This is a genomic window from Flectobacillus sp. (genome assembly GCF_049240685.1).
Lineage (GTDB): Bacteria > Bacteroidota > Bacteroidia > Cytophagales > Spirosomataceae > Flectobacillus.
The window spans coordinates 1-1546 of the sequence record NZ_JBMLSD010000245.1; the positions used below are offsets into that span (position 1 = coordinate 1).

General features: G+C 33.8%; 2 protein-coding genes. One reads left to right on the plus strand and one right to left on the minus strand.

The window, feature by feature from the left end; genetic code table 11:
• Window positions 1–53: 53 nt before the first annotated feature.
• On the minus strand, window positions 54–635 hold the full coding sequence (locus ACOVQ4_RS11290; protein ID WP_421820747.1) for a TetR/AcrR family transcriptional regulator: 582 nt from the start codon (window positions 633–635) through the stop codon (window positions 54–56).
• 263 nt (window positions 636–898) lie between these two features.
• Here ACOVQ4_RS11290 and ACOVQ4_RS11295 point away from each other — a divergent pair, with 263 nt between their 5' ends.
• Window positions 899–1297, plus strand: coding sequence for a carboxypeptidase-like regulatory domain-containing protein (locus ACOVQ4_RS11295; RefSeq protein ID WP_421820748.1), 399 nt, complete (start codon window positions 899–901; stop codon window positions 1295–1297).
• Window positions 1298–1546: the final 249 nt, after the last annotated feature.

A 1546-nucleotide genomic window follows, 5' to 3' on the forward strand; every position in this document is an offset into this window, starting at 1 on the left:
GTAGCCTAGTGCCTCCTTTAAACTCCTATGCCGTAGCTTTGGATAAGACCAATTTATTGTTTTTTGATTCCGTCCCAACAGGTAAAAAAGGCCAGTTCCAAATCCGAACTTGTGAGTTGAAACTCTCCCGATAACTGGAGCTTAATCAATGAACCTACACTTCCCATCACAAAAGAAATCATGATTTTAGGAGGAATATCGCGTACTGCTTGCGTAAAGACTGCTTTTCGTAAAAAATCGTATATAGGCTGTTCTAGTTTAGTTAAATCAGGTTTTGAAATCTGAGAAAGAAAAGGAGAGTTTGAAAATTGTTCTAAAAAGTAAAATTCTTTGGGATTTTTGGTAAAGTAATGAAAATTTTGGAGGTAGAAAGCCCTGATTCTATCCCGATAATTTTTGGAGGGATCATCGTTTTTGAGGAGCTGCTGCGTGGTTCTTTCTTTTAGTGTTACATACAATGCACAAATGAGTTCGTCTTTGCTTTTAAAATAGTGGTAAATTGTCCCTGCTGCAACATTGGCTTGCTTGGCCACTTCAGACATAGGAGAGCTGTGAAAACCATGCTTGGAAACTAGCTCCAAGGTTGCATTGAGAATAGCTTCTTTTTTATCAAATTCTTTAGTGATGTTTGCCATTTTACTTAGTACACTCTTGTTTGTTCAAATTTCTCATAAATATTAACACTGTATTTTTTGGGGCAGATTTTCCAAAATATGCAATAGATTGTAGTACAGTTGATTAATGAAAATTGTTGAGGGAGAGTCTGTAGATAATAGGATTTTCTCTATCAACAAAGTAAGTTTTATATGCTTTAGATTCTAATTTTCTTCTCTAAATTGGCTATTTTCGCTATTCTGACTTTTTTATTTCACTTTTGGTAACAAAATATTTTAGCCTTATGAAAAATCTTTTATTGCTTTTCATTTTTTTATGCGGTGCTAATGCTGCTTTTTCACAAAAAATTCTCACAGGCAGAATTTTAGATGGCGACAATCAGCAGCCTATTCAAGGGGTAAATGTTACAGTTAAGGGCGGTACAGAACGTGCCACAATCTCAGATGTAAAAGGAAAGTTCAGTCTTCGTACCGAAACTACTAATACACTTCTGATAATAGAAATAGAAGATTATGAGCCTTTAAAAATTAAGTTAAATACAAATTCACAAAATTTAACAATTTTATTGACATCATCGAACGAAGATTCAAACGGCTTGCGCTCTGTAGGCTTCAATAATTCAAAAATGTTGCCAAAACATCAAAATTTGCCTGTATTTTATGCAAAAGTCATAGACAAATAATTTAGCGTAATGCAAGTTTTGAAGAAATCTAAAGTACCTTGTTCATAATCAGGTAAATAGATGTATAGTTGCACAAAATTAGATTTAAGTTTTTTATTTTAGATACAAGGTAATAGGCATTAGGCAATAGGCACAAGGCAACAGGCAACAGGCACAAGGCAAAGAGTTTAAAATCGGTTTTAGTAAAAGTAAATATTCTTGCCAAATGCCCAAAGCTGAAAGCCGAAAGCTCAAAAATTAATTTAAGTA